This window comes from Xenorhabdus sp. Sc-CR9, from assembly GCF_963897815.1.
Lineage (GTDB): Bacteria > Pseudomonadota > Gammaproteobacteria > Enterobacterales > Enterobacteriaceae > Xenorhabdus.
Genome location: NZ_CAWQTY010000199.1, coordinates 1 through 22,369, shown reverse-complemented (window position 1 = coordinate 22,369; position 22,369 = coordinate 1). Strand labels below are relative to the sequence as shown.

At 40.1% G+C, this 22,369-nt stretch carries 17 protein-coding genes and 2 pseudogenes; 15 read left to right on the top strand and 4 right to left on the bottom strand.

Going from position 1 to position 22,369, the window contains the following annotated elements:
* Positions 1–97: pseudogene (locus tag AACQ81_RS14835) on the top strand (IS5/IS1182 family transposase); the annotation flags it as partial.
* Positions 98–265: 168 nt separating this feature from the next.
* On the opposite strand, the gene metC reads toward AACQ81_RS14835, so the two are convergent.
* Positions 266–1,459, bottom strand: a complete 1,194-nt coding sequence (gene metC, locus AACQ81_RS14830; RefSeq protein ID WP_237387815.1) for a cystathionine beta-lyase — start codon at positions 1,457–1,459, stop codon at positions 266–268.
* A 408-nt stretch (positions 1,460–1,867) separates the two neighbouring features.
* On the opposite strand from metC, the gene exbB reads away from it, so the two are divergent.
* The 4 genes from exbB to AACQ81_RS14810 all read left to right on the top strand — a co-directional run bounded on the left by exbB (position 1,868) and on the right by AACQ81_RS14810 (position 6,196).
* A complete protein-coding gene (gene exbB / locus AACQ81_RS14825) occupies positions 1,868–2,884 on the top strand; it encodes a tonB-system energizer ExbB (protein ID WP_237387814.1) in 1,017 nt (338 codons plus the stop codon).
* 6 nt (positions 2,885–2,890) lie between these two features.
* Entirely contained in the window at positions 2,891–3,316 is a 426-nt protein-coding gene (gene exbD / locus AACQ81_RS14820) for a TonB system transport protein ExbD (RefSeq protein ID WP_237387813.1), read from the top strand.
* A 565-nt stretch (positions 3,317–3,881) separates the two neighbouring features.
* Entirely contained in the window at positions 3,882–5,108 is a 1,227-nt protein-coding gene (locus AACQ81_RS14815; RefSeq protein ID WP_237387812.1) for an alpha-xenorhabdolysin family binary toxin subunit A, read from the top strand.
* A gap of 41 nt (positions 5,109–5,149) precedes the next feature.
* Positions 5,150–6,196 carry an alpha-xenorhabdolysin family binary toxin subunit B gene (locus tag AACQ81_RS14810; protein WP_237387811.1) on the top strand — a complete coding sequence of 349 codons (1,047 nt, stop codon included), beginning with the start codon at positions 5,150–5,152 and terminating at the stop codon, positions 6,194–6,196.
* A gap of 98 nt (positions 6,197–6,294) precedes the next feature.
* Here the strand turns inward: AACQ81_RS14810 and AACQ81_RS14805 are convergent, their stop codons facing one another.
* A complete protein-coding gene (locus AACQ81_RS14805) occupies positions 6,295–6,933 on the bottom strand; it encodes a TetR/AcrR family transcriptional regulator (RefSeq protein ID WP_237387810.1) in 639 nt (212 codons plus the stop codon).
* A 539-nt stretch (positions 6,934–7,472) separates the two neighbouring features.
* Between AACQ81_RS14805 and AACQ81_RS14800 the strand changes: the two genes are divergently transcribed.
* Positions 7,473–8,621 (top strand): porin, encoded by a 1,149-nt coding sequence (locus AACQ81_RS14800; protein ID WP_272903100.1) that lies wholly within the window; start codon positions 7,473–7,475, stop codon positions 8,619–8,621.
* 103 nt (positions 8,622–8,724) lie between these two features.
* Here AACQ81_RS14800 and rdgC read toward each other — a convergent pair whose 3' ends face one another.
* Complete coding sequence (gene rdgC, locus AACQ81_RS14795) at positions 8,725–9,636, bottom strand: recombination-associated protein RdgC (protein WP_237387809.1); 912 nt, start codon at positions 9,634–9,636, stop codon at positions 8,725–8,727.
* 202 nt (positions 9,637–9,838) lie between these two features.
* On the opposite strand from rdgC, the gene mak reads away from it, so the two are divergent.
* From mak to AACQ81_RS14750, 9 genes and pseudogenes are all read left to right on the top strand, one after another.
* Positions 9,839–10,747, top strand: a complete 909-nt coding sequence (gene mak, locus AACQ81_RS14790; protein ID WP_237387808.1) for a fructokinase — start codon at positions 9,839–9,841, stop codon at positions 10,745–10,747.
* 997 nt (positions 10,748–11,744) lie between these two features.
* Positions 11,745–12,920: a porin gene (locus AACQ81_RS14785; RefSeq protein ID WP_237387807.1), complete on the top strand. Its 1,176-nt coding sequence runs from the start codon at positions 11,745–11,747 to the stop codon at positions 12,918–12,920.
* A gap of 69 nt (positions 12,921–12,989) precedes the next feature.
* Positions 12,990–14,945: a bifunctional 2',3'-cyclic-nucleotide 2'-phosphodiesterase/3'-nucleotidase gene (locus AACQ81_RS14780; protein WP_237387806.1), complete on the top strand. Its 1,956-nt coding sequence runs from the start codon at positions 12,990–12,992 to the stop codon at positions 14,943–14,945.
* A gap of 76 nt (positions 14,946–15,021) precedes the next feature.
* The gene (locus AACQ81_RS14775; protein ID WP_237387805.1) at positions 15,022–15,819 is read left to right on the top strand and encodes a ribonuclease T2 family protein; all 798 of its coding nucleotides are present in this window, start codon (positions 15,022–15,024) and stop codon (positions 15,817–15,819) included.
* Between the two features lie 4 nt (positions 15,820–15,823).
* A complete protein-coding gene (locus AACQ81_RS14770) occupies positions 15,824–17,461 on the top strand; it encodes a bifunctional metallophosphatase/5'-nucleotidase (protein ID WP_237387804.1) in 1,638 nt (545 codons plus the stop codon).
* Positions 17,462–17,719: 258 nt separating this feature from the next.
* Entirely contained in the window at positions 17,720–19,369 is a 1,650-nt protein-coding gene (locus tag AACQ81_RS14765; protein ID WP_237387803.1) for an ABC transporter substrate-binding protein, read from the top strand.
* A 124-nt stretch (positions 19,370–19,493) separates the two neighbouring features.
* Positions 19,494–21,128, top strand: a complete 1,635-nt coding sequence (locus tag AACQ81_RS14760; RefSeq protein ID WP_237387802.1) for an ABC transporter substrate-binding protein — start codon at positions 19,494–19,496, stop codon at positions 21,126–21,128.
* A gap of 51 nt (positions 21,129–21,179) precedes the next feature.
* Positions 21,180–21,344 carry a hypothetical protein gene (locus AACQ81_RS14755; RefSeq protein ID WP_237387801.1) on the top strand — a complete coding sequence of 55 codons (165 nt, stop codon included), beginning with the start codon at positions 21,180–21,182 and terminating at the stop codon, positions 21,342–21,344.
* Between the two features lie 69 nt (positions 21,345–21,413).
* Positions 21,414–22,181 (top strand): annotated as a pseudogene (locus AACQ81_RS14750) (ABC transporter substrate-binding protein); the annotation flags it as partial.
* 6 nt (positions 22,182–22,187) lie between these two features.
* Here AACQ81_RS14750 and AACQ81_RS14745 read toward each other — a convergent pair.
* A partial coding sequence (locus tag AACQ81_RS14745; protein ID WP_237387800.1) for a transposase occupies positions 22,188–22,369 on the bottom strand: 182 nt, incomplete at its 5' end.

Here is a 22,369-nt window from a genome sequence, read left to right as displayed (position 1 = left end):
AGCAGTAGCTACTCGGTATGACAAATTAGCAAGAAATTATGAAAGTCTCGTTGCTTTGGCATTTTCAATCATGTGGCTCCCTATGTGGGTCGATTGAAACATGTACAACAAAGGTCAACACGCTCTAGTTAACAAAATGGATCCAGCTCAGTGTACCGCAAAATGAGGAGATGGGGATTGATTTGATTCAGCATATGGAAAACCGCAGTTGTCTGTAATAGAAAGAAAGACAACCACGGTTTTAGTGAATCACTTTGTCTGAAATTTAACGGCCTTTCAGTCGAACAAAACCTGCTTCCAGATCATCAATCAAGTCTTGCAGATTTTCCAGTCCTATATGAAGGCGGATCAACGTGCCGGTTTTTTTCGATAAATCATACTGGTGCAGTGCTCTGAGCACTTTGGGGTGGACTTCTAAAATCAATGACTCAAACCCTCCCCATGAATACGCCATTTTGAAATGCTTCATGTTATCCAGATAATCAGAAACTTGTTCAGGGGTAAGCTGGGTATTCAGGAAAAAAGAAAATAACCCGCAAGCGCCGGTGAAATCGCGCTTAAAGTAAATATGTCCCGGGCAAGAAGGCAGGGCGGGGTGATTCACCTCAGCAACTTCCGGCTGTTGTGCGAGCCACTTGGCAACTTTAATGCTGTTTTCTTCATGTTGCTTGAGGCGAGCAGCCAGTGTATGTAATCCACGGGTTGCCATATAAACGGTATCCGGATCAGCAATTTGCCCCATCAGATAAGATCTCTCTCTGAGTTGTTCCCAACATCGCGCATTGGCAACTGCTGTTCCCAGCATTCCGTCGGAGTGACCGATGATATATTTTGTGGCAGATTGAATGGAAATATCGACACCAAACTCCAGAGCTTTAAACAGAATGCCGACCGCCCATGTATTATCAATCATAATAACAATCTCAGGATTGACCTGACGGGCGGCTCGTACAATGGCGGGAACATCTTGTACTTCCATTGTCAGTGAACCGGGTGATTCAAGAAAGAGCACGGTAGTATTTGGCTTAATAAGCGAAGCGATATCTTCACCGATCATCGGATCAAAATAATCAGTGGAAACTCCCATTTTTTGCAGAACTTTATTGCAAAAAAGCTGTGTTGGCTCATATGCATTGCCTGTTACCAGAACATGATCGCCTGTCTTTACGAAAGACAGGATAGAATTAGTGATGGCGGCCGTACCGGAAGGATAAAGTGCGCAACCCGCGCCGCCTTCAAGCTCGGTCATCGCATCCCGAAAGGCAAAATGCGTCATTGTTCCACGGCGACCATAGACTAATGTATTTTTATGGTGGTTATTCAAAGCATGATGCATATCTTCAACGGTATCGAAAATGACAGATGATGTACGTTGAATTATGGTATTAACGGCACCTTGCGTATATTTCTTTTCTCTTCCTGCATTGACCAATAAGGTTTCCAGTTTTTTTTCAGTCATGGCATTCCACCCCTTAATTGATTTTTTTGTTTACTGCCCGGAGACTAAATAAAACTTGTTCAAGTAAATGATTAGCAAGTTAAAAGATTTGAGACAGATTTGCCAAAGAGATTCGGGCAACTTGAGGAAAATTCACGGTGTTCTGTTGAAGGGAAACCAGAAGAGACTAGCGAAAGTATAACGTTAATTGGAACTTTTTCATTAAATAGTAATGATAATTACTATCAAATCGCTCAATGTCTGATATCATTTGCGGCGGACTTTTCCCCTAAAACGGTTAAGAAGCACAGTGGGTAACAAGCACTGTGGTAAGAGGCATGGCTCAGGTCATATTAGGATTAGCAAGATGAGTAAACGCTATTCATTGCTAAGTAACAGAATCTATAAGAAAGAGAGTAAGGCTAACTGATGCGTAATTTGACAGCTTCTATTCTATTGGCACTCGGATTAACAAGTTCAGCATGGGCTGATACGGCACCGTCAACAGCGGCGGCTGCGCCAGAAAATCAGGTTGCTGCTGCTCAGGTAGCCGCTCCGGCAACTGCGCAATCGTCCGCTAACGATCAGAAAACGGATGTACCACCAAGCACAGGCACAGGCACACAAACTGTAGAGGGTAATGCGGCAGAAAGTAACGGGGCAGAAGGTAACGCGGCCGAAAGTGTGACGGCCGAAACCACAGTAACCGAAACTGTCATTCCACAGATTGAAAACACGTCCAGTGGTTTTGCAACAGATTTGTCTGTTTGGGGTATGTACCAGAATGCGGACGCAGTAGTAAAAAGCGTCATGGTAGGCTTGGTGATTGCTTCTATCATCACATGGGCGCTGTTTTTCTCCAAAGGAATTGAATTGTCAATGGCTCGCCGCCGTTTGCGCAAAGAACAACTGGCCTTGGCTGATGTCGCTAATTTGGATGCGGCAACAAAAATTGCCACAGATTTTGGCAAGCAGAGCATCAGCCGCCTGCTGTTGAATGAAGCACAGTCAGAACGTGTCCTGTCTGCTGAAAGTACTGATAAGGAAGGCATCAAAGAACGTACTTCATTTCGTATGGAGCGCGCAGTTGCTACCATTAGCCGCCATATGGGACGTGGTAATGGCTATCTGGCAACCATCGGTGCAATTTCTCCATTTGTGGGCCTGTTCGGGACAGTTTGGGGGATCATGAACAGCTTTATTGGTATCGCACATTCACAAACCACAAATCTGGCTGTAGTTGCACCGGGTATTGCAGAAGCATTGCTGGCAACAGCTCTGGGCTTGGTGGCTGCAATCCCTGCGGTAGTGATTTACAACATCTTTGCCCGAGTCATTTCATCATACCGTGGGCAAGTGGGAGACATGGCTGCTCAGGCAATCTTGTTGCTGGGGCGTGATCTTGATCTGGCTGACAGTAAAGCTGAAAAAACAGAAGCAAGGTAAGAAATTATGGCAATGCGTCTTAATGAAGATTTGGACGATAGTGGTGAACTGCATGAAATTAACGTCACGCCATTTATTGACGTGATGTTGGTGCTGCTGATTATTTTCATGGTAGCGGCACCTCTGGCAACGGTAGATATTAAAGTCGATTTGCCTGCATCATCAGCTAAACCACAACCAAGACCAGAAAAACCCGTATTCCTGACTGTGAAAGCGGATCATCAGCTTTATGTCGGTGATAAGCAGATTGATCGCGATAGCTTATCTTCAGTATTGGATCAAACTACACAATCCAACAAAGACACCACAATCTTCTTTCAGGCAGATAAAACCGTGGATTATGAAACTTTGATGAGTGTGATGGACTCCCTGCGTAAAGCGGGTTACCTCAAAATTGGATTGGTAGGAATGGAAGCTGTTGCCGCTCAATAACGATATTAATTATCTTCTCATTAGTTACTGAGTTGATTATCTGATAAATCAAATTGCCCGAATAGCTAAATCGGGCAGTTTGATATCCTAAATTTCCTGTCTTTCATGAGTTATATACCCATTCGCAAAACTTTTTTCTCAATATTCATTGGATATAATTAATATAAACCATCTTATAAATAATATGGTTAATAAATTTAAAAATCACATCAAAATCAGAAAAACAACAAATTTAAAGATAAAAATACCTATAATAATATGTTTTTATCATTTACGTTGAATAAATATGTTATTTTTACAATAAATATTAATGGTGAAATTAAAAGTGATTCTTACTATAAAATTAACAAGCTAAAAGTAAATTTAATTTCACTTGTGTCGATATACGTTAATAATAAAAATAAAAAAAATAATATAATTAAATTAAAGTTCATTTATAGACAATTAATTATCATTTATGCCAACAGCAATGTAATTATTCATATTTTAAGTGTATTAAAATAAAAGTATTCTCAGGTGATAAGAGCCGAAGTTATATTAAATTAAAATCAGGCCATCAACACTAATGGAGAACTATATGTCATTAAATCAAGCTGTAGCAGAAAAACAGATTCCTGTATCAGAAGTTCCCGCAGTCACTTTAAAAATGTTGACCAGCCAAGCAGAAGGAGTCGCCCGCCCGGGAGGGATCTTTACTAAAGGAGATCTCATTAACATTAAATTATATGTTAAATATGGTTTAGAACTTCCTTTTACTTTGGAAGGGGTAAAAGAATATATCGGTTATAACGATATTGATATTGATGGTTTAAAACCTGCAAAGATGACATCTTTGTTTAAAGAAATTCACGACCATGCTCTTAGTTGGAGTGGTGTGGAAAGTAAGGTTCAGCAACAGAGTATCGATCTCGAAAATGCAGGCAAACAAATTACCCTAACGGGAGATGAAATAATCAGTATTATTGACCAGATGCCGATTATTGAACGTGTAAAGGCGAAATTAGGTGATTTAACTGATAAGCAATTGGCTGAAATAACATATACCAATGATGATAAAGAGATTGCAGTTGAATTGGGGAATATCCTCGAAAGTATGAAGAAAGATATTAAAAAACAGCAGGAAAATACCCAGAAGGTAAAAACTGTGGTATCTGACTTTAAACTTAAACTGATTGGCGGTGAATTATCGGACGGTACAATTGCTCAGGGGTTGCAGCCACAGGTCAATAGTAAGAAAAAACTTATGGACGAAAATAATCTCTCTATCACTATCAAAGATCTGCAATATAAGATCGATGAGAAAAACAAAGAGATTGATCAACTTCAAAAGGACTACAATAAATATGTAGGTTTGGCATTTTCCGGAATGGCGGGTGGTCTGATTGGCTGGGCGATTACCGGCGGGATCTTTGGTGACAAGGCAGAAAAAGCGCGGAAACAGAAAAATAAACTGATTGATGAAGTCAAAGAATTACAAGATCAAGTTGAAGGTAAAAGTGCATTACAAACTTCAATTCAAAATCTGTCCCTAAATTTTTCTGGCATTAACACCAGTATGCTGGATGCAGAAGAGGCCTTAAATCACTTAGATTTCATGTGGAACATGATGCTAACTCAAATTACGGCTTCCAAAGAGAAATTCGACGATATTAATGATGCACTGAAGCTGACTTCTTTTGTTTTAACATTTAAGCAAGTTATTAATCCTTGGAGAGACGTTCAAGGCTCAGCCGCCCGATTAATTGAAACTTTCGATGAAGCATTGGCGGAATATAGAAAACTCTATAGCTAATTTATTCTTTAAATAACTTATAAATAAGAAAGGAACAGAAAATGTCTGAAAATATTACCTTACCAAAAGAAAACATGTATCCGGATATTAAAGCCATGAATCATGCGGTAAATACAATTTGGCTTTTGGCACAGCGACAAACTTCAGGTATTGAAATTATTGGTGATAAAGTCAAACGAATCAGCCTTTATAGCCGTGAATTTGATGAAATGGTACGCGATTCTCTGGCACAGTTGACTCCAACACTCAAGCAACTGACTTCTGATACTGCATTCCAAACTATTACTGAAATTGATGCTGCACTGTCTGATCCCTCTCTGAGTGAAGATGATCGTCAGGCTTTAATACTAGAACGCAATAATTTAATCCAGAGTTTATCAAAAGATATTAATAATGTTATTGACAATTTCACTGACAGAGCCAATAAACTGACAAACAAAATCAGCGATATTAGCGATATGGTGATTACAGAGCGTCTGCAAGATCTTCTTACGCAAACGGAATTACAAAAGATAGAGTTGCAAACTGATATCGATGAAAAAATAGAAAAGAAAAATAAACTGGATGCAGATCGGGCTAAAATTATCGAAAGTCAGGATGTTATTCGAGAGAATAATATTGCGGACATGTTTAAAGATTTTATCCCCAGCGCTGAAGATATTGATGGCCTGGATTTCACCCAGCCTAAAAAAGAAGCTATCAAACAAGCAATTAAACAAGGTGCTGAGATAGCCAGAAAAATTTTGGGTAAAGTCTCTGAAGGATTGAAATATATCGATTTGGCTAATGCCAGAATGAAATTGAGCGACCAAATTGTTCAATTGGTAAAAGAGACTGACGTGGTGAAAACTAAAATGCGGGAACTTGAATTACGTCTTTCTGGTATAAGAGATGTGATGCAAATCGATGTAGAACGCACTATTTTGCTTTCTGAAGCAGTGAAAATAGAACAGGCATGGATTGAATTCGCTAATCAACTGTATAAATTGCTTGACAATGAAATCAATCAACATGATCTGATCAGCTTGGTAAACAGTCAATTAGATTTCTTGGATAACTTGGCATCTCAGTACAATATGTTGAAATAATAGATTTATTTTTTATCCAATGAAAAAGCCGTAGAGAAGGCGCTGATATTGTTGTATTTCAGCGCCGAGATTAAATTAAATTTGCTGTAAAATAATGACTATTTCTCTACAATCCCGTGTTCCAGTAATGTAAGAGCTGCTCGAATACGTGGCGTGATATCCGTTTCTGGCAGGGGAGGAAGGATGCCCAATGCCATTTGCCTGAGTGGTTCTGAAATAACCATCGAAATCACCAATTCACTGATGATATAAAAATCCATTTTTTTCAGAAATCCTTGTTGATATTGGAGTTCAAGCCAATTAGCCAGAATATTATGACTCCTTTTTATACCACTTTGCTGATATTTATCTAAAAATGTTTCACGGTGAGGAAAGTCGGATTGTAATAATTTAAATAAGCCTACGGCATCGATAGATAATGATTTATCAGCTATTTCAGCTAAATATAATTTCAATAGATTGAGAACTTGCCGGGAATTATTTGCTTTTCTCTTAAAGACAGGAATGAAATTATCCGTCCAGCGCATGACAATTTTCTTAATCAGATCTTCTCGATTTTTGACAAAACGGTAGAGTGTTTTTTTGGCAATGCCGGATTTCGTAGCAACTACATCCATGGTTGTTTTGTTATAGCCTTGATTAATAAGGAGTACAAGTGTGACTTCATGAATTTTATGCCATATTTCCTGTTCTGGAATTGTGGGACGGCCTCGTGGACGTGAAGGATTTTCTGCCATTTTAGCACCTTATAAGTTGTTAAAATTTGTACGGCACTGGCGTGATTCCATTAAGAAACATAACTTATTTATTTAAATTAAATGGAAGAACTAAATCACGTTTCATCAAATACAGAACTTAAAGGTGCTTGTCAACAATATCAATTAATTATTATTACTCAGTCCATTATAAATAGCGTAAAAATTATAAATTAACGTAGAAATACTCCATTTATTATATGAATAAGAATTTTTATTATTTTATTTAAACATTCTAACTTACTGTTTTAAATAACTAATTAAGATAGTTAATGATATATAGTTATTCAGCGTCTCTTTATGATGTGACATTCTTCACAGGACGGCATTTTTTGCCAAGTTTTGTTAGCAAAAAGTTTCATTAAATCTTAGTATCTTCAATGTTCGTTACAAATTTAACATTTAAATAACGAAACGTGTAAAACATTCCGCTCCCCTGATTCTTTATTCCAGAAAATTTTTTCTTGGGATGTGCGTTTTTTAGCGGTGGCGAAAATAACAATACCAATGAGGACACGATAATGATAAGACACAACGCAATAGCAATGGCACTTCCGGTACTTCTCATGAGTGGGGCAGCAAATGCCGCTGAAATTTATAATAAGGATGGTAATAAGATTGATTTATATGGAAAGGCAGATGTCCAGAGAACATTCTCCAAGGCAAAATCACAGGATGGTGATGGTTCTGTCGGTCGTATAGGTATCAGAGGTACAAGCCAAATTACGGATAAATTATCCGGTTACGGACGCTGGGAATTCAATATGGGAGCGAATGGCGTGGAAACGGAAAGCGGTAAAAATACCAGAACCCGTTATGCTTTCGCTGGCTTGACATATAGCAAATTCGGTTCACTGGATTATGGACGTAATATGGGGGTGGTTTATGATGCCAACTCATGGACGGATGCGTTGCCTGTGTTTGGTGGGGATTCTATGGCTGCGACGGATAACTTTATGATGGGGCGTTCGACAGGGTTGTTGACATACCGTAATTCAGACTTTTTCGGCTTGGTAGATGGTTTTAAATTTGCTTTGCAGTATCAAGCAAGGAATGATAACGGCACAAGAAATAGCCGTAGTGATGTTTCAAGACAGAACGGGGATGGTTTTGGTCTTTCCAGCTCTTATGAGCTTGGTAATGGTATCAGTATTGGTGCTTCCTATGGCAATTCTAACCGTACTTCAGCACAAAAAATGGGTGCTGATAACGCTAAGCCTCTGGCTAAAGGGAACAAAGCGGAAGCATGGATCGTCTCTACCAAATATGACCGGAACAATGTTTATCTGGCGGCTATGTACGGTGAAACCCGTAACTTAACCAGATTTGGCAGTTCTGTAGACAATCACACCATGTTTGCCAATAAAACCCAAAACATCGAGCTGACTGCGCAATACCAGTTTAATTTTGGTTTGCGCCCATCCGTTGCTTTTGTCTATTCCAAGGGTAAAGATCTGGGTAAGGACTTGGCTGACAAGATAATACTGACAGACAAGGGTTCGGAAGATTTGGTGAAATATGTTTCAATCGGTGCCTTCTATGATTTCAATAAAAATATGGGCACTTATGCTGAATACCAATTCAACTTGTTGAAAGACAATGATTTCACCAAAAAAGCTAATATCAGTACTGATGATGTCTTCGGTGTTGGTTTGGTTTACCGCTTCTAATTGAGATGGCAGGGCTGTTGAAAACAGGCAACTGAAAAACAGCGAGAGTTATTTCGTCGAACTGCCTCAATGGATATGACCGTTGTAGGCAGTTCGTCAGTTATTATCTTTCCGCTTCACCACCCAGCGCATCAATGGTGTTTTTAATAAGTGCAGTTAATTCACCTGTCATCAAGGTAAAATCGGCATCGAACCGTTGGGCGACATCTTCACGATCGATATCATCGTTTTGGTCACGTAAGGTTTCGCTGAACTTGATCCGTTTGAGAGAACCATCATCTGACAGCATAAACTGAATGCGTTCTTCCCAATCCAATGCCAGTTTGGTGACGTATTTGCCGGATTCAATGTGTGTCGCAATTTCATCTGATACTAATTCTTGTTTCTTGCAGCGGATGACTCCACCTTCTTCCAGAATGGCTTTTAGCTCAGCTTCATCCATCAGGGCATAACCCGCAGGCAAATTACCGGAACGTACCCATTCAGTTAAAGTCAGTTCAATAGGATCGGTAAATGTCAGGGGAACGACCGGCAATGATCCCAGCGTTTTTCTCAGCAATGCCAGATTGTCTTCAGCACGCTTTGCACTTGCGGCATCTACGATAATCAGATTGTTAACGATATCGATCCAGATATAGGTCTGGCTGAAACGGCTGAATGCCCTTGGCAGCAAGGTATGGATCACTTCATCTTTCAGAGAATCTTTTTCTGTTTTTTTCAGCTTACGGTGCTGTTCGCCTTCCAGGCGGGTTATTTTAGACTGTAATTCCTGCTTAATTACAGGGGAAGGCAGCATTTTTTCTTCTTTTCGAGCGCAGATTAAGATCTGATTGCCGGAAGCATGAGTCAACGCTTCACCGTGGGAACCCATTGGGGAAACCCAACCCGTTTTCATCATATCTTGACTACCGCACGGGGTGAATGCCAATGGGCTTAATTGTTTTTCCAGTTCATCCGCAGAAAGAGAAATCTCTCGGTTTAAACGGTAAATCATTAAATTTTTGAACCATAACATGCAGTTACCCTATATTATTGCGCATCGTGACAAAGGTCATCTTAAAACATAAGGGTGCATAATAACGAATCATGTGACGAAGCCCTAGAACTTCATCAGTTTCATATAATAACTTCCTCATTTTCATATAATCAAAAAGCATCATCACACTAAGAGCCGGCCTCATTAGGCTTTAAATAGAAAAGAAAAGAAAAGGTAAGCTATGCGTATAGGTATTGATCTCGGTGGAACTAAGATTGAGGTGATTGCGTTAGGCGATCAGGGTGAAGAATTGTTTCGTAAGCGGGTGGCTACCCCCCGTAATGATTATCAGAAAACATTGGCCGCGATTGTTGGGTTGATCACTGATGCAGAACAGGCAACAGGACAACAAGGAACCGTCGGAATTGGTATACCGGGTGCGATTTCGCCTTTTACGGGAAAAGTAAAAAACGCCAATTCAGTCTGGATGAATGGTCAGGTATTGGATAAAGATATTGCTGCTTTGCTGGGACGAAAAGTACGTATCGCCAACGATGCGAACTGTCTGGCGGTGTCAGAAGCCACTGACGGCGCAGGAGCCGGAATGCCGGTGGTATTTGCTGTTATTATTGGCACGGGTTGTGGCTCCGGGATTGCATTTAATGGCAGCGCACACGCGGGTGGCAATGGTCTGGCTGGCGAATGGGGGCATAATCCGTTGCCGTGGATGGATGAGGAAGATCGGGCATATCAGGCTGAAGCCCCCTGTTTCTGTGGTAAGAAGGGATGTACCGAAACATTTGTATCGGGAACTGGATTCATGACGGACTACTTCCACTTAAGTGGATTCAAGAAAAAAGGGCATGAAATTATGGAAGCTTTGGCACAGGGAGATGAATTTGCAGAATTAGCAATGTGTCGTTATGAAAGACGCTTGGCAAGAGCTTTGGCACAAGTGATCAACTTACTGGACCCAGATGTGGTTGTACTGGGCGGTGGAATGAGTAACGTTGTTCGTCTTTATCAAACGTTGCCGGAGCTAGTGAAAGAGTGGGTTTTTGGCGGAGAGTGTGCAACCCCGATCAGAAAAGCTGTGCATGGTGATTCCAGTGGTGTGCGTGGTGCCGCTTGGTTGTGGCCTCAGGAATAACCATGGATTCCTGTCAGTGTTAATAGGAATCGGTTAAAATTATCCGAATCCGATATCCTCAATAGATTTCAAGTTGTGGGCAGAGTGAAAAAGGGTCGACCAAACCGCAACTTGAAATATGAATAATCATAATAAAAGCCTCTCTCTGTAAATCTGTACTGTTGCAGATATTCTGGACATAAATGCTTACTTTTCCTCTCGGTGAAAAAGTGAAATTTTTATTAAAGGTTAACTTAAGTGATATTTTTAACCTTAACCATTAATTAACTTCCCATGTTACGTATAATAATGAGAATAATAAATCAATCAATGCATCATATTTATAATAGAGACTTTATAGATAACGAAAAATATATTTACTTATTGACATGTGAAGAGTTATATCTAACTTTAAAATTATTAATAATTTCGATGATAAAAAAAGCAATTATTAAATAAAATAAAAAATGGTAAAAATCTGCTGAATCAAATTGTTTTTAATGACATGAAAAATAAATACTTTTGTCTGTTTTTTATCAATATGTGCGTGATAAAAACGATTGCGGTAATGTTGTGTGATAAAAATCACATAATATTGTAATAATTAATATCTATATTTTTATTAATGTGGATTTCTTCACGAAAAATACGGTTTTTTTAGGTTATTATTAATAGGTGGAATAAACTGAGTCAGCGTATATAAGGGATTAAATTTAATTCTTCAAGCGCTTTATTGGTTAAAAATAAAACGAAACCTTGTTACATCTCATTTTGATTATTGACGTCATCCTTGTGTTGATAAAACTCTCAACGGGAAGCTGTAATAAAGAAAAAGATAGTTTCAAATAGTATTCAGAATTTGTCATTTTTTGAGCGATTTTCTTTTTGCGAAAAATCGTGACGGGTATCTATTGCCCTGAATATATTGCAGCCTGTTCTGCGATAGGGAGGTTTTTTGCCTAAAAGAAAATCAAATTATTAAATTTAATATTTTGTGAGTGTCTTATTTATGGGAAGCATGAAGCCGTTAGCCGCTTTAATTGGATTGCTGGTTATATCTGGTAGTGCCAATGCAGTTACTGTGTACAATGACAAGGGAACGAAAGTGGATCTGACTGGGGAACTCCGTATGAAAACAACGGTAACCAGTGGCGATCGTGATATTCGTATTAAAGATGATGGTAGTCGTATCGGCGTTAACGCTAACCATAAGCTGACTCAAGACATTAAAGTCTTCGGCAGAATGGAATGGGGTTCTGATACCCAAAAATCCAACAGTGAAAATAACAAGACGGGCTTTGAAATGTATAACCGTGTCGGTTATATCGGCGCTTCTCATCGTGACGTTGGTGAAGTGAGAGTCGGCCGTACTTATATTCCTATCGACTGGGTAAAAAAATCCAGCTACGGCTATGGCAATACTGGAGTATTTTATTTTGGCGATGTATTGAGTAGTGCTACAGGTTATAGCAAAAACGGTGTTGGGAGAAATAACTTCCTCACTCGCTTACCTCAAACTATTTTCTTCCAAACTAACAGTTATAAAAGTTTTCATCTCGCTGCAACCTACAGCGGTAAATCAGGCTCTGATAACGAACGCAATCACGGTGATATTCGCAACGCTTATTCGGTGGTCGGTTTTTATAAATCAGATTTCGGCTTAGTAGCCAATGCTGGTTATTCTCAGGCAACAGGAGAGAATTCAAAATCAGACGGAAGTAAAGAAAAAAGTACCGTCGATGCGGGATTGGCTTCACCCAAAGATAGTTTGCTGGCTTTCGGTGTTGAATATTATTTCCCTGGACGTGAATTTTCCATTGGCTTGGATTATGGTCTGGCTCGTTCTGAAAATTCAGGATTAGTGTATCAAGAAGAAAGTGATACAAAGCTACAGAGCAAATCTGTCAAAGGTGACTGGAAAGCCAACCTTTACGGTCTGGGTGTAAAGTGGCATTGGGATAAAATTGGCAGCGGCATGTATGCGGGATATTACCTGCGCGATGGTGACGCCAATACATTTAACTATCAAAAACAAACTTACACGGTTGGTTTAGACAAACGTTTTGCAGTTTCTAAGAGCAATAACCTGATTCTGTTTATTGAAATGGCATATGATGATGCCCGTAGTGACAATCCGGTATACAAAGATAAAAAACAAACCATTCTGGGAACAGGAGCCCGTTTGTCTTTTTAATTAAGCAAAATTCCATAGGGAGAATCTCACTGGGGATTCTTCCATAATCATTCTATAAAAGGGCATAGCATGATGAAGAATGTGTTGAGAGTATCAACATTGTCCATGTTGGTGGCATTTAATGTGAATGCGGCGACAGTTGATCTGCGGGTAATGGAAACCTCAGATATTCACAGCAATCTGATGGATTTCGATTACTTTAAAGATAAATCCACTGAGCAATTTGGTCTGGTTCGTGCCGCGGACTTAATCAACGCGGCGAAAGCAGAAGCAACCAATGCGATTCTGGTTGATAACGGTGACTTGATTCAGGGTAGCCCACTGGCAGATTACATGGCGGCAAAAGGCCTGAAACAAGGGGATGTTCATCCTGCCCACCAATTGATGAACACCATGGGATACACCGTAGGCAACTTTGGTAACCATGAATTCAACTTTGGTCTGGATTACCTGAAACAGGCCATTGCCGGTGCCGAATTCCCTTATATCAACGCCAATATCATGGATGCCAAAACCGGCAAAAACTACTTCACTCCTTATATTATCGTTGATACTCCGGTAAAAAGCCGCGATGGCAAAGAGCATACTATCAAAATTGGCTATATCGGTTTTGTTCCGCCACAGATAAGCATCTGGGACAAAGCTAATCTGGATGGCAAAGTCACTGTTGACGACATTACTGAAACAGCAAAAAAATTCGTGCCTCAAATGAAAAAAGAGGGCGCTGACCTGATTATTGCTATCCCACATTCCGGTTTTTCCCAAGAACCTTATAAAGCAATGGCAGAAAACTCTGTTTATTATCTGAGTGAAGTACCGGGTATCAATGCCATTATGTTTGGTCATGCCCATGGCGTGTTCCCAAGCAAAGAATATGCAGAGGTCAAGGGCGTTGATGTTGCCAACGGAACGGTCAACGGTATTCCTGCCGTGATGCCGGGTCAGTGGGGCGACCATCTGGGTGTTGTTGATATGGTTATCAATAATGACAGTGGCGAATGGAAAGTTGAATCGGCCAAAGCAGAAGCCCGCCCTATCTTTGACAAAATACAGAAAAAAGCCTTGGTTGAACGCGATAGCAAACTGGCTTCCATCATCGAAAAAGATCATCAGGCAACCCGGGATTTCGTGGGTAAATTTATAGGTAAAGCCTCTGCCAACATGTACAGCTATCTGGCATTGATCCAAAGCGATCCCACTGTTCAGATCGTCAATGATGCTCAGGTGGATTACACCAAACGCTTTATTCAGGGCGATCCAAATCTGGACGGAATTCCTGTTCTGGCGGCGGCGGCACCTTTCAAAGCAGGCGGGCGCAAAAATGCACCGGCTGATTTTGTGGAAGTGGAAAAAGGGGATCTGACTTTTCGTAACGCGGCGGATCTGTATCTCTATCCAAATACGTTGGTGGTTGTGAAAGCAACAGGTGCAGATGTTGTTGAATGGCTGGAATGCTCTGCGGGCATGTTTAACCAAATCGATCCAAATTCCACCAAGCCACAGGAATTGCTGAATTGGGATGGTTTCCGTACTTATAATTTCGACACCATTACTGGTGTTAACTATAAGGTAGACCTGACCCAGCCGGCAAAATATGACACTGATTGCCAGCTTACCAATAAAGGTGCGAATCGCATCAAAGATGTGACCTATCAGGGCAAGCCGATTGATCCGGAAGCTACATTCCTGGTAGCCACCAATAACTACCGTGGTTACGGTGGTAAATTCGCGGGAACAGGTGAAAATCACATCGCATTCGCTTCACCGGATGAGAACCGTACTATCTTGGCCTCTTACATTTCCAGAGTCACCAAAGAGAAAGGCGTAGTATCAACACAGACTGAAAAAAACTGGTCATTCCTGCCAATCAAGACTGATAAAAAACTGGATGTCCGCTTTGAAACTTCACCATCAGAAAAAGCGGCGAAATTTATTAAAGAACACGCTCAATATCCAGTGAAATACCTGAAAAATGATGATATCGGTTTTGCAATATATCAAATTGATCTCACAGAGAAAAAATAAACCTTAGCTGTCCTGATGCCTGTTTCCGGTCTTATCGGGGGCAGGCAGATTGTTTATCTGATGATGGATTGATTCTATGTATCTTCTAAAATCTGTTTTTTTTCTAAAGCTGTTACCATTTGTTTTGGCATTGGTGTCAGCGGGATGTACCACTTCGCCTGAAAGCAGTGAACCCTTGCGAGCACAAACCAATCTGGTGGGAGGTGCTGCCTGTATAGTGCCAGAACAGCCAACGGTCAATTACGATTATGATGCCAAAACTGATCATTATGGTCAGAACGATCAGTCTGCAACGGATTATTTTAAGTTGGCAGTTAACTATTCCCCTGCATTTTGTGATTACAAAAGAAACAAAATAAAACGCCTGGAACACGAGAATCAGAAAGATAAAGCGCAGAGTGAATATGAAAAATTCAGACTGCAATGTTTCTCTGATAATAAATTTGGCTGGATACTGCATGGCTTATGGGCGGAAACCTGTGATGGAAAATCCATGGAAGAGTGCCGCGACTGGTCAGATATCCGAAAACACCCGCGTTTGTGCAAAGGTGATTTGCCAGCACTGGATTACCAAACCATCAAACCTTACCTATGCACTTCTCCCGGCATAGATTTACTGCAAGCGGAATGGGAAAAGCATGGTGTTTGTGCCTTTGATACTGCTAAAAACTATTTCAGCAAACAGCAGGAACTCTTCAACAAATTAGTTCTGCCGGAAGGCCGTCCTTCCAATGAAGAACTGATCCAATTCCTGCAAGAATATAATCCTGTATTGAAAGGTAGACATATTCAGATTAGTCGTGACGAATTCTATATCTGCTATAGCAAGAATTTTGAAGTGATTGATTGTCCGAAGCCTGAACATAAGAGATAGCAAAATGAATTATAAATATAAATTACTTCCGATTGCGATTGGCGCAGCATTGTTAGTGGGATGTGCAACCAAACCCGTCCATGATCCAGAAAATATTGTGGATGTCCGGGTTCTGGGCCTGAATGATTTTCATGGAGCATTGAAATCCCCCGGCCCTGACCAGCCGGGCGGCATTGAGCATCTGGCAACTTTGATTAAAGAGCTGAAACAAGAGAACCCGAACAACGTTGTTGTTGCGGCAGGGGATATGATCGGTGCCAGTCCGTTGCTTTCTTCCATGTTCCATGATGAATCCAGTATCGAGGCCTTATCTCTTGCCGGATTGGACGCGACTTCCGTCGGCAACCATGAATTCGACAAAGGCAAGGATGAGCTGTTGCGTAAGCAGAATGGCGGTTGTCATCCGGTGACAGGCTGTCAGGGACCAAAACCGTTTAAGGGGGCGGATTTCCAATATCTGTCTGCCAATGTCACAGTCAACGCAACAGGAAAAACACTGTTCCCTGAATACGTTATCAAAGAATTTGACGGTGTTCCGGTTGCCTTTATCGGGCTGACACTGGAAGGTACTCCTGCCATTGTGACACCGCAAGGCACAGAGGGGCTGACTTTCTCCAACGAAGTGAAAACTATCAACGCACTGGTGCCGGAATTGCAGAAAAAAGGCGTGAAAGCGATAGGGGTTTTGATCCACGAAGGTGCAGCACAGAAACGTGACGGCGGGAAAATTGATGTTAACGCCTGTAATGACGTGACTGGTAAAATACTGGAGATCGTCAGCCATCTGGATAAAGAGGTGGATTTTGTGATCAGCGGTCATACCCATCAGGCGTATAACTGCGTCATTAACGGCAAATCGGTGACTTCTGCCGAATCCAATGGTGCGTTGCTGACCCAATTGGATCTGAAATTGGATAAAACTACAAAAGATGTGGTGGATTTCAAAGCTAAAAATATTTGGGTTGATAACCGTAAATATGTCAAAGATCCCAAAATCAGTGAATTACTGTCATCCTACGAAAAAATAGCTACGCCGCTGGCAAACCGCGTTATCGGTAAACTGGAAAGCAACCTGACTAAAGAGAGTACAAATAGCGGGGAATCTGCGCTGGGCAAAGTGATCGCTGATGCGCATTTATATGCCACTACAGCCAAAGAGCATGGCGGAGCAGAGATAGCATTCGTCAATAATGGTGGTATCCGCGCACCGATGGATGCAGGAGACGTAACTTATAACGCGATTTATACCGTCCAGCCTTTTTCCAATATGATGGTGACCAAAACACTGACTGGCGAGCAGATCAAACGACTACTGGAACAACAATGGGATCGTACTCGTCCGCAAGTTTTGTTGATATCACACAGCTTCCAATATTTATGGGATAGCACCAAACCTGTGGGAGATCGCGTGATTGCAAGCTCGATGAAAATCAATAGTAAGCTTGTTGATATGAAAGCGAAATACCGCGTAGCATCCAATGAATATCTGGCAACGGGAGGCAGTAGTTTCTCTGTATTTAAAGAAGGCACCGATCCGGTATATAGCGTACCTGATGTAGATGCCGTAATTAAATACTTCACGGAAAAATCGCCAATTCAATATCCTAAACAGGATCGGATTATTGATATCGGTGCAAAATAATGTGACAACGGTAAAAGTTAACGCAGATCGCGGTAGCTAAAATAAATAGATCAAAGATACTGTAACGGTGTTTGATCCAGATCATAAGAGCAACGCTAATTATTATTATGCGTTGCTCTTATATATTTAACCCATGCTCAGTTTTATAGACAGTGCTAATTAATAGAAGACATTATATAATTCAGTAATATTTATGCTGATGATGATTATAAGGTGATAGTGATAAATGTAATGATTATTTAAATAACAGAAACAGTTATGGAGACGATTAATATGCAGAAAACGATGGCAAGGCTAATAAAAAATAAAATTGCCAAAATATTAACCTGTTCTATCAGTCTAATACTGGGAAGTACAACATTATCTTATGCTGCTGTTATTCCCCCCAATGTTCAATTAGCGGATAAGCAAGAAATAACTCGCAATAACTTTTCCGAACCCGGTTCTTTAGATCCACATAAATCTGAATCTAGCTCCGAATTTGATATTTTACAGGATTTTTTTGAACGTTTGGTTGATACGGATAATGAAGGGGATATTATCCCCGCTTTGGCTGAACGTTGGGAAACCAAAGATAATAAAACGTGGGTCTTCCATTTAAGAAAAGGAGTTAAATGGTCTGATGGTACACCAGTTACAGCCCATGATGTGGTCTTCTCTTTCCAACGGTTGGTCACGCCTGACACCATCTCTCCTTACGGTAGCTATCTTATTCAAGCTAAAATTGTAAATGCACAAGATGTGCTATCAGGTAAGAAAAACCCGGAAGAGCTGGGTGTCAAAGCGCTGGATGACGAAACAATAGAAATTACACTAGACAGGCCCAAAGCAGGTTTTCTGCAAATGTTGGCACATCCGTCCATGTCTCCAGTCAGTGAAAAAGTTGTCAAAAAACACGGTATTAAATGGACGCAGCCACAATTTTTTGTCAGTAATGGCCCTTTCAAACTCTCTGAATGGATCGTGAATGAAAAAATTGTCGGTGTCAGAAATTCCCATTATTGGGATGATAAAAATACCATCATTAATAAAATAACTCATCTGCCATTGTCAGATTATAAGGCTGATTTTAACCGTTATCTGACAGGTGAGATTGATATATCCAATGGTGGACCATCAGAATTCCTGCCTCTGATTAAAGAGAAATATGGCGATCAACTCCATGTCAGGCCCATTATTGGAGTCTATTATTATCTGTTCAATACGCAAAAGCCGCCATTTAATGATGTTCGGGTCAGGCAAGCACTGGCATTAGCCGTGGATAGAAACATTATTACTGACAAGGTATTGGGTAATGGTCAAAAGCCCGCCTATGATGTGGTAGCGCCTGGCACCGGAGGAATTTATTTAAAACATCCTGAATTTGCTTCATGGACACAAGAACAGCGTATTGCAAAAGCGAAAGAGTTACTGAATGAGGCGGGCTTTAACGAAAAGAATCCCCTCAAGCTTACCCTGCTGTATAACACCTCTGATGCCCATAAAAAAATTGCCATTGCTGCCAGCTCGACGTGGAGAAAAAATTTGGATGTGAACGTCATTTTACAAAATCAGGAATCTAAGACACAGAATGTGAGTATGACTCAAGGAGACTTTGAAGTGACGAGATATGCATGGAATGCGGATTATAATAATATGACCAGCTTTTTAGACATTTTCACTTCAGGCAATACGAATAATCATATGAGATATCAAAATGAGGAATTTGATAAATGGGCTTTAAAAGCTGATGAAACTAATGATCCGGCCGATTATCAACAGGCTATTGATATTCTTAATAAAGATATGCCTGCCATTCCGGTCTACTATTATATGCGGGTTAAATTAATCAAACCTTATGTTGGTGGTGTAGAGATTGATTCACTGGGAGGTATTAAGACAAAAAATCTTTATATTATAAAACACTAACCTTTAGTAATAAGAGCCTATTTAAGCAGGCTCTTATTACTTAATAAAGTTAATTAAAGTCATATTTAAAATAAAATGGTAGCGTAATGTAATAGCAAAAAAGCAATTAACGGAGGTTCAAAAAATGAAAAAAATCATGTCAAGTTTAATGAAAAATAAATTCATTAAAATTCTTACCTGTTCGATAGGAATGTTATTAATAAATATTATTCCATCTTATGCAGCCGTTGTTCCACCGGGCACACAATTGGCTGAGAAACAAGAGATTGTACGTAATAATGGCTCTTTTCCCGCCTCTTTGGATGTACATAAAGTAGAAAGTAATGTTGAACTGAATATCATTCATGATTTTTTTGATGGTTTGGTCTACACCGATAACAAAGGTAAAATTATTCCCCGTTTGGCGGAACGTTGGGAAACCAGCGATAACCAAACGTGGATCTTCCATATAAGAAAAGGTGCGAAATGGTCTGATGGCATTCCCATCACTGCTCATGATGTGGTGTTTAGCTGGCGTCGCTTGCTTGATCCAGAAATGGGATCGCCTTATGGTAGCTATCTCGGCACTGCCCACGTGACTAATGCAAATGACATATTGTCAGGTAAGAAAAAAGCAGAAGAACTTGGTGTTAAAGCGCTGGATAATTCCACTCTGGAAGTAAAGCTGGATAAACCAGTGGCTTATTTCTTACAGATGTTAACCCATCCGATTTTAGTGCCTATTAGTGAAAAGGTTGTCCAAAAATACGGTGATAAATGGACGCATCCTGATAATTTTGTTGGCAGCGGGGCATTCAAATTATCTGAATGGAAAGTGAATGAAAACGTGATAGGTGTCAGGAATACTCATTACTGGGATAATGAAAACACAATAATCAATAAAGTCACTTATCTTGCCCTTGTATCAGAAAAATCAGACTTAAACCGTTATCTTGCAGGGGAAATTGATATTACCTTTACCATTCCTTTGGACTCCTTTACATCATTAAAGAAAACGTTGGGCGATCAGGTTCATATTGACCCGATGCTAAGCACTTATTATTACGTCTTTAATACCAAAAAACCGCCATTTGATGATGTCAGAGTCAGAAAAGCATTAAGTTTAGCCATTGATAGAGAAGTGATTGCTGAAAAGATATTGGGAATGGGGCAACTTCCCGCTTACAGTATTCTTCCGCCCAATATTGGTGGGATCACATTAACCCCCCCAGAATATGCTTCATGGACACAAGCACAGCGGATTAAAAAAGCCAAAGAACTCTTGAATGAAGCAGGTTTTAACGAGAAAACCCCCCTCAAATTTGCTTTGCTTTATAACACGAGAGAATCACATAAAAAAATTGCCATTGCCGTCACCTCCATGTGGAAAAAGAACCTTGGCGTTGATGTCACTTTGCAAAATCAAGAATGGAAAGTAATGTTGGATAATATGCACCAGAATAAATTTGATGTTGTCAGATACGCATGGACAGCAGATTACAATAGCCCAATGTCTTTCCTGGATACTTTCCTGACAGGAAGCAGCCATAACATACCGCTATATGAAAATAGTCATTTTGATCAGATGGTGATTAAAGCTGGTGAAACTAATGACACGGCTTATTATCAAAAAGCGATGGATATTTTCAATAATGATATGCCAGTGATCCCTGTTTATCATTATGTTATTAATCGCATGGTTAAACCGTATGTTGGTGGGTTCTATGTAAGCCCAATGGATTATGTTTCTACAAAAGATCTCTATATTATTAAACATTAAAAATAAATTATATACCCATTGAATTTCAAGATGCAGCACGACGGCGAGGGAATGACAAATTCGTCGGGAACGATTTGCCCAGCCAAAGGCTGGCCTCCGGTGAAAGGCAGGAGCCTTTCATTAATCCCTTGGAGCATAGATAACTATATGACCGGGGAGTGTGAGCGCAACCAACAAAGCGGCAACTTGAAAGACGACAGGTATAGCCTGTTTTAACAGGCTATAATTATAGGTATCGATAAGTTATCAAAGTTCTAATTTGGATAAATAAGAATAAATACAATTATGGAGGGTGAAAATATGATAAAAATCACCAATATTAAAAAAATAAAACTATTAACTTGTGTCATTGCATTAATATGGGGGAATATCTCACTATCTTATGCAGCGGTTGTCCCCGAGGGAATGCAATTAGCTGATAAACAGGAAATTGTGCGTGATAATATTTCAGAACCCGCCTCATTGGATGTCCATAAAGTTTCAAGCGATACTGAATTTGATATCATTCACGATTTTTTTGACGGATTAGTTTCTACCAATAGGCAAGGTAATATTGAACCGAGATTGGCGGAGCGTTGGGAAACTGAAGATAATAAAACATGGATTTTCCATTTAAGAAAAGGGATCAAGTGGTCAGATGGTACACCCATTACAGCACATGATGTGGTGTTTAGTTGGCAGCGTTTAGTCACCCCAGATATTGTTTCGCCTTACGGTAGCTATCTTGGTGATGCGACTATTATTAATGCTAACGATGTACTCAGAGGTAAAAAGAAAAGGGAAGAGTTGGGCATTAAGGCACTGGATGATATGACGATAGAAGTCAGATTGGAAAGACCAAAGGGCGACTTCCTACAGATATTAACCCATTCTGTTATGGTCCCTCTTAATGAGAAGGCAATAAAAAAGTATGGTGATAAATGGACAAGACCAGAAAATTTTATCGGTAGTGGGCCTTTTAAATTGTCTGATTGGAGAGTAAATGAAAGAGTTATTGGTATAAGAAACTCTCATTATTGGGATGATAAAAATACAATTATCGATAAAGTCACTTAGAACCTATTCAGAATTTTTCCTGCGCAGTAATAGGATAAGAAAGGCCAAATTAACAAACTGAAGGCTGGTATTTAAATAGCGTTCACAGTTTTTCCATAAGCGGCGGCATTTATCCAGCCAGGCAAATGAACGCTCGACCACCCATCGGTTGGGGATAACCTTGAAGGTATGAAGCTCATCACGTT

Excerpts from the sequence above, each read along its gene's own strand:
- metC (WP_237387815.1), bottom strand. The coding sequence starts at position 1,459 with ATGACTGAAAAAAAACTGGAAACCTTATTGGTCAATGCAGGAAGAGAA.
- exbB (WP_237387814.1), top strand. The coding sequence starts at position 1,868 with ATGCGTAATTTGACAGCTTCTATTCTATTGGCACTCGGATTAACAAGT.
- exbD (WP_237387813.1), top strand. The coding sequence starts at position 2,891 with ATGGCAATGCGTCTTAATGAAGATTTGGACGATAGTGGTGAACTGCAT.
- AACQ81_RS14815 (WP_237387812.1), top strand. The coding sequence starts at position 3,882 with ATGGAGAACTATATGTCATTAAATCAAGCTGTAGCAGAAAAACAGATT.
- AACQ81_RS14810 (WP_237387811.1), top strand. The coding sequence starts at position 5,150 with ATGTCTGAAAATATTACCTTACCAAAAGAAAACATGTATCCGGATATT.
- AACQ81_RS14805 (WP_237387810.1), bottom strand. The coding sequence starts at position 6,933 with ATGGCAGAAAATCCTTCACGTCCACGAGGCCGTCCCACAATTCCAGAA.
- AACQ81_RS14800 (WP_272903100.1), top strand. The coding sequence starts at position 7,473 with ATGATAAGACACAACGCAATAGCAATGGCACTTCCGGTACTTCTCATG.
- rdgC (WP_237387809.1), bottom strand. The coding sequence starts at position 9,636 with ATGTTATGGTTCAAAAATTTAATGATTTACCGTTTAAACCGAGAGATT.
- mak (WP_237387808.1), top strand. The coding sequence starts at position 9,839 with ATGCGTATAGGTATTGATCTCGGTGGAACTAAGATTGAGGTGATTGCG.
- AACQ81_RS14785 (WP_237387807.1), top strand. The coding sequence starts at position 11,745 with ATGAAGCCGTTAGCCGCTTTAATTGGATTGCTGGTTATATCTGGTAGT.
- AACQ81_RS14780 (WP_237387806.1), top strand. The coding sequence starts at position 12,990 with ATGATGAAGAATGTGTTGAGAGTATCAACATTGTCCATGTTGGTGGCA.
- AACQ81_RS14775 (WP_237387805.1), top strand. The coding sequence starts at position 15,022 with ATGTATCTTCTAAAATCTGTTTTTTTTCTAAAGCTGTTACCATTTGTT.
- AACQ81_RS14770 (WP_237387804.1), top strand. The coding sequence starts at position 15,824 with ATGAATTATAAATATAAATTACTTCCGATTGCGATTGGCGCAGCATTG.
- AACQ81_RS14765 (WP_237387803.1), top strand. The coding sequence starts at position 17,720 with ATGGAGACGATTAATATGCAGAAAACGATGGCAAGGCTAATAAAAAAT.
- AACQ81_RS14760 (WP_237387802.1), top strand. The coding sequence starts at position 19,494 with ATGAAAAAAATCATGTCAAGTTTAATGAAAAATAAATTCATTAAAATT.
- AACQ81_RS14755 (WP_237387801.1), top strand. The coding sequence starts at position 21,180 with ATGACAAATTCGTCGGGAACGATTTGCCCAGCCAAAGGCTGGCCTCCG.